Source organism: Sphingomonas sp., assembly GCF_035490575.1.
In the GTDB taxonomy this organism is placed as follows: Bacteria; Pseudomonadota; Alphaproteobacteria; order Sphingomonadales; family Sphingomonadaceae; genus Sphingomonas.
Genome location: NZ_DATJLI010000083.1, coordinates 1 through 4,824 on the forward strand (window position 1 = coordinate 1; position 4,824 = coordinate 4,824).

General features: G+C 69.4%; 6 protein-coding genes. 1 reads left to right on the top strand and 5 read right to left on the bottom strand.

The window, feature by feature from the left end; genetic code table 11:
* The 5 genes from VL973_RS06470 to VL973_RS06490 form a co-directional block, all read right to left on the bottom strand.
* On the bottom strand, positions 1-924 hold a 924-nt coding region (locus VL973_RS06470; protein WP_325283210.1), incomplete at its 3' end, for an aminotransferase class V-fold PLP-dependent enzyme.
* Positions 921-1,682, bottom strand: a complete 762-nt coding sequence (locus VL973_RS06475; protein ID WP_325283211.1) for a tryptophan 2,3-dioxygenase — start codon at positions 1,680-1,682, stop codon at positions 921-923. The genes VL973_RS06475 and VL973_RS06470, both read right to left, overlap by 4 nt.
* An 18-nt stretch (positions 1,683-1,700) precedes the next feature.
* Entirely contained in the window at positions 1,701-2,585 is an 885-nt protein-coding gene (locus VL973_RS06480) for a type II secretion system minor pseudopilin (RefSeq protein WP_325283212.1), read from the bottom strand.
* On the bottom strand, positions 2,582-3,154 hold the full coding sequence (locus VL973_RS06485) for a type II secretion system protein GspJ (RefSeq protein ID WP_325283213.1): 573 nt from the start codon (positions 3,152-3,154) through the stop codon (positions 2,582-2,584). The genes VL973_RS06480 and VL973_RS06485 overlap by 4 nt, the downstream gene beginning before the upstream one ends.
* Before the next feature lie 2 nt (positions 3,155-3,156).
* Positions 3,157-4,197: an ABC transporter substrate-binding protein gene (locus VL973_RS06490; RefSeq protein WP_325283214.1), complete on the bottom strand. Its 1,041-nt coding sequence runs from the start codon at positions 4,195-4,197 to the stop codon at positions 3,157-3,159.
* Between the two features lie 86 nt (positions 4,198-4,283).
* On the opposite strand from VL973_RS06490, the gene VL973_RS06495 reads away from it, so the two are divergent.
* Positions 4,284-4,824, top strand: a 541-nt coding sequence (locus VL973_RS06495) for a hypothetical protein (protein WP_325283215.1), incomplete at its 3' end; no start/stop codon positions are given.

Genomic DNA, 4,824 nt, shown 5'->3' on the forward strand with positions numbered 1-4,824 from the left:
GTCCAGCCCCTCGATCAATCGTGCCCGCAAGCCGGCCACATGCGCCGATATCACCGCCGTTGACAGCCCCTCCCGCGCCAGCATGTCGCGCACCGCGACGAAACGATACAGGCCCGAAGGATCGAACGTCGCGCCCAGGAAGCGGCGGGCGTCGGGCGCATATCCGACGCCACCCGGCGGTGCGTCCAGATCGTCGAACGCCGCATACCAGCCGGTCAGCACCGGGCGCGGCGCGAAGCCGCGCGGTGCGTGGAGCAGGCCGACCCCCTCCCCCGACATTGCATATTTATAGCCGCCGGCGGTGTAGAACACCCGATCGGCAATCGCCGACAGGTCGGTCTCGACCGCCATGAAACCATGATAGCCGTCGACCAGCACCCACGGCCCCTCTACCCGCGCGACCGCCGCCACCTGATCCAGCGCGGCAAAGACGCGGCCGGTGCCGAAGGCGACATGGCTGATGACGATCAGGTCATGTTCGCCCGACCGCGCGCGTTCGACCATGCGCGATTCCAGATCCTCATCGCACGGCACCGTCTCCAGCACGGCCTCCCCCGCCTCGACCCAGCGCGCGACCTGTCGCGTAAAGCTGTGAAACTCGCCTTCGGTGGCCAGGATGCGGATCGGCCGCCGGTCGACGGCGGAAGCGATGCGGATCAGGAAGTCGTGCGTGTTGCCCGAAAAGCAGACCGTCTCCGGCGCGCTCAAGTCCAGTTCGCGCGCGACATGCGCCTGCGCGGCGGGCCACATTTCCTCCATCACCCGGCGCCACTTGGTATCAGCCAGCCGGGCGGCATCCTCCCACGCGGCCTGTTGGCCCAGCCAGCTCGCATCGGGCCACAGATGATGGCTGTGCGCGGCCATGTGCAGCCGGTCGGGCGCGGCGGCCAGCGCGCGCTGAAACAGGTGCTTCCAGCTTGTCACAGCAACGTCCTCAACGACCAGAGTTCGGGAAAGGCGCGCAAGGGCAGGGTCGATTCGAGATAATGGACCCCCGTGCCGCCGGTGCCGCGTTTATGGCCAATGATGCGGCTGACGGTCAGCACGTGCTTGTGCCGCCACGACGCAAAGGATTCGTCCAGGTCGACCAGCTTTTCGGCAAGCTGATACAGCGACCACCAGCGGCGTTCGTCGCGATAGACGCTGGTCCACGCCGCCTCCACGCCCGGATCGGGGACATAGGGCGCGGCCCAGTCGCGCGCCAATGCGGCGTTCGGCACGGGCAGGCCCGCGCGGGCCAGCGCGGCGTTCGCTTCGTCCCACAGGCTGGGCTTGGCGGCGGCGGCGTGCGTCATCGGCCCGTGACGCGGGCCGCCCCGAAAGCCCATCATCACCTCGATCGTGCGGAACTGGTCGGACTGAAAGCCCGAACTGGTGCCCAGCACGTCGCGAAACCGGGTATAGTCGATCGCGGTCATGGTCGTCAGCACGTCCCATGACGCGGTCATCACCGACTGGATGCGGCTGACCCGCGCCAACACCTTGTACACCTCTGCCAGCCGGTCGGCGCGGATCAGCGCCAGCGCCTGTTCCAGCTCGTGGATGGCCTGCTTCATCCACAATTCCTGGGTCTGGTGCATCGCGATGAACAGTGGTTCGTCGGGATGATCCGAAATCGGGCGCTGGGCATCCAGCAGGGTGCCGAGCGCCAGATAGTCGCCATAGGTCATCGAACGGGCCATGACCGCCGGGTTAGCGTGCTACGCCGCCGGCGGAAAGTCCGGCACGTCGGGCGGGATGCCGGCATTGCGCCAGCGTTCGACGACAATGGTTTCGCGCGAACCGTCCTCCAGTTCGCGCCGCTCGATCAGCGCGGCGCCCTGTTGCGCGGTGCCACCGATCGTGGCGCGCGTGCGGACCCAGAAATGGTCGGAACGAAAGCGCGTGCCGGGCGGCATCGACAGGTTTTCCGCCGCCAGATCCTCCGGCGTCAGAAACCCCTGTCGCTCGCGGATCGCCAGCAATCGTTCGACCGCGACAGGATCGCGCAGCATCAGCGTCAACAGTTCGCGACCGGCGGCGTTCAGGTTGATCGGTGTCGGGCCGGGCAGCGCCGTGACCATCGTTGCCAGCCGGTCGGCGACCGCGGGCGCCAGACCGGCCAGTCGGATCGGGCGCAGGTCGGTCACGGGTCCGGCGCCGCGCACATAGCCGATCGCCTGCAGTATCTGTTCATTGTCCAGGCCCGCGTCGCGCGCGATCATCTCGAACAGGATAACCGCCGATGCTTCGCCGGTGCGGACATTGTTGATGTTGAATCGCCCTTCGGCATCGGCGACGGTCAGGTCGAACGTGCCGCCGTCGATGGCGATATCGCGGTCGGCGATACCCGCCCAGTCCTCTGCCACATGATCGGTCTCCGGCGCTTCGTCGGCATCGCGGCGCAGCGCGGTCAGCGCGGACAATTCGCCACCCCGCACGATCGCCGCCGCGCGAGCAGCTTCGCGCTGGCGAAGCGCGCCGTCGAGCGCCAGTTCCTCGCGATTGACCATCAGCAGCACCAGCCCGCTGGCGATCGCCACGAACAGCAGCACGTTGATGAGGATCAACCCCTCCTCGCCGGGGGGCGCCGCCGGGCGCGTCATGACCCCGCCTCCGGCCGGGTGGGGAGCGCAATCACGCGCCGGACATTGCCGCGCGGCCCCAGCGCGACGGTCAGTTCGACCGCGCGCGGCCAGTCCTCCCCACGCTCGGCGCTGGGCGGCCAGCCGGGCTGCCATCCCCCGTCCCAGAACCGCGCGGAAACCCCGGTGACGCCTGTCACTGCCGTCTGCGTCCGCCCGTCGACCATCCGCACCAGCGCATCGCCCGAGCGCATCCAGCGAATCTCGACCGGCGCGCCACCCAGTCCTGGCGCGGCGCGGGTAAAGATCAGCTCCTGCCCATTCGACACCACGCGCCCGCGCGCAATCTGGTCGACATCGCTGGTCAGGACATAGACGGCGCGCGCCAATGCGCCCTGTTCATCCAGCCGTGCGGCGGTGCGCGTCTGCACCCCCAGCACCGAGTCGACCAGCGCCAGCCCCGCCACCGCGATCAGCGCGAACAGGCCCAGCGAGATCATCAGTTCGATCAGGGTGAAGCCCCCCTGCGCGCCGTGCGGGTTGGCGTCGGCGGGCGACCCGTCCGGCATCGCCGGACCCGTGCCGGTCATGGTCAGGCGCCCCGGCTCATCGCCACCTTGGCATAGCCTTCGGGACCGGCGACCACGATCGCCATGTCGCGCGCGACGCTGCCGTCCTCGCGGAACCGCAACGGGCCGGTCGCGACCTCGAACCCCGGTTCGGCCAGCAGGCCGGCGCGGTTCAGCGCATCCTTTTCGCGCAATGTGCGGGTGATGGCCGCCGCGTCATAGGCCAGCGCGGCGATAATCCCGGCATCGCCGCCCATGCGCGACTGATAGGCGGCGGAAAAAGTCGCGAACGCCGCCGGATCGGGACTGGCCAGCCAGGCGCCGTCGAGCACTTCCAGGCTGGCGGGCCGGTGATCGAGCGCCTGCATGGTGCCGAGCAACTGAATACCCGTTTCCTTCAGATTGCGCGCGGCCGCCAGCATCGGCTCGCCGCCGCCGGGGATCATCACCGCATCGGGCGCTTCCCCCGCGGCGGGCAGCGGCTGGCCAGCGGCCACGTCGATGCGCCGCACGTCAAGGTTCAACTCGCCCTGTAATCCTTCCGCCGCGATCGCCGATGCCGTTGCCCAGCGCGAGCCGTCACCGACCACCGCAACCCGGCGGACCCCGCGTGACCGGGCATAGCGCAGCATCGCGCCCGTCACCTGCGTGGCGGTGATGCCCATGGTGAACGCGCCGCTGGCCCGCACGCCCGGATCGTTGGAAAAGGCGATGACGGGCACCTGCCCCGCCGCGACCGCCGTGACCGGCCCGACTTCTTCCGCAAGCAGCGGGCCGAGGATCATCGCCACCTTGCGCTTCATCGCCTGCATCGCGGCGGCCTGCGCGCCGGCCGCGGTGCCCCCGGTATCGAGCACCATCAGCCGGCCCGGCGTGTTTTCGGCGAGCATCGCCGCGCGCTCCATGCTAACGCCCAATGCCGCGCGCGGTCCGCTGCGCGGGATCAGCAACGCGACCGGCCGCTTGTCGGCCCTGGCCGCCGCCAGCAAGGGGGAAGCAAAGGATGCAGACGCTCCTGCGACGAGGGACGATCGCAGAAATGCTAACGCGGCCCGCCGGTTCATCGGCGCGTCTCCCGGATGCGAATAATGGGGCACGCAGGCGTCTTATCGCTTTCGGCAGCCTTGGGATAGCCGCCTATGTGGTGGCGATGGTCGCGACCATGCCCGCCAGCGTTTTCATCAAGAACCGTCCCTGGCGCACGGGCGTCGCGGGCACGCTCTGGTCGGGCGAAGTCGGCGTGGCGGGCGGGAGCATCGTCAAATGGGACTGGGCGCCGCTGCGCTCGCTCACATCCTTCGGCTTCGCGGCCGACTGGCGCGCGAATGGCGAGGATACCGATCTGGGCGGACAGGCGCTGTTGTCGCCGGGCCGCATCCGGCTGGACCGGGTGAGCGGATCGGCCGATGGCGCGTTGCTGACTGCGATCCTGCCGGGGCTTGGCTTTGCCTGTGACCTGACGATGCAGGCGGAGTTCCCGCGGCTGTCGATCGGGCGGGGGCGCGGGCTGGTGGAGGGGCGCGCGACGATCGACCCCGGTTCGTGCACGCAAACGCCGGATGGCGCGCCCGTGCCGACGCCGGCGATGATCCTGACCGCCGAGCATGTCGGCACCGAAAGCCGCATCCGCATCGCCCCGATCGCGCAGCGCCGTCGCACGCTGATCGACGCGGTGTTGGGCGAGGATGGCA

Bases quoted from the DNA above. Each gene is read 5' to 3' on its own strand.
- VL973_RS06475 (WP_325283211.1), bottom strand. From the start codon at position 1,682: ATGGCCCGTTCGATGACCTATGGCGACTATCTGGCGCTCGGCACCCTG.
- VL973_RS06480 (WP_325283212.1), bottom strand. From the start codon at position 2,585: ATGACGCGCCCGGCGGCGCCCCCCGGCGAGGAGGGGTTGATCCTCATC.
- VL973_RS06485 (WP_325283213.1), bottom strand. From the start codon at position 3,154: ATGACCGGCACGGGTCCGGCGATGCCGGACGGGTCGCCCGCCGACGCC.
- VL973_RS06490 (WP_325283214.1), bottom strand. From the start codon at position 4,197: ATGAACCGGCGGGCCGCGTTAGCATTTCTGCGATCGTCCCTCGTCGCA.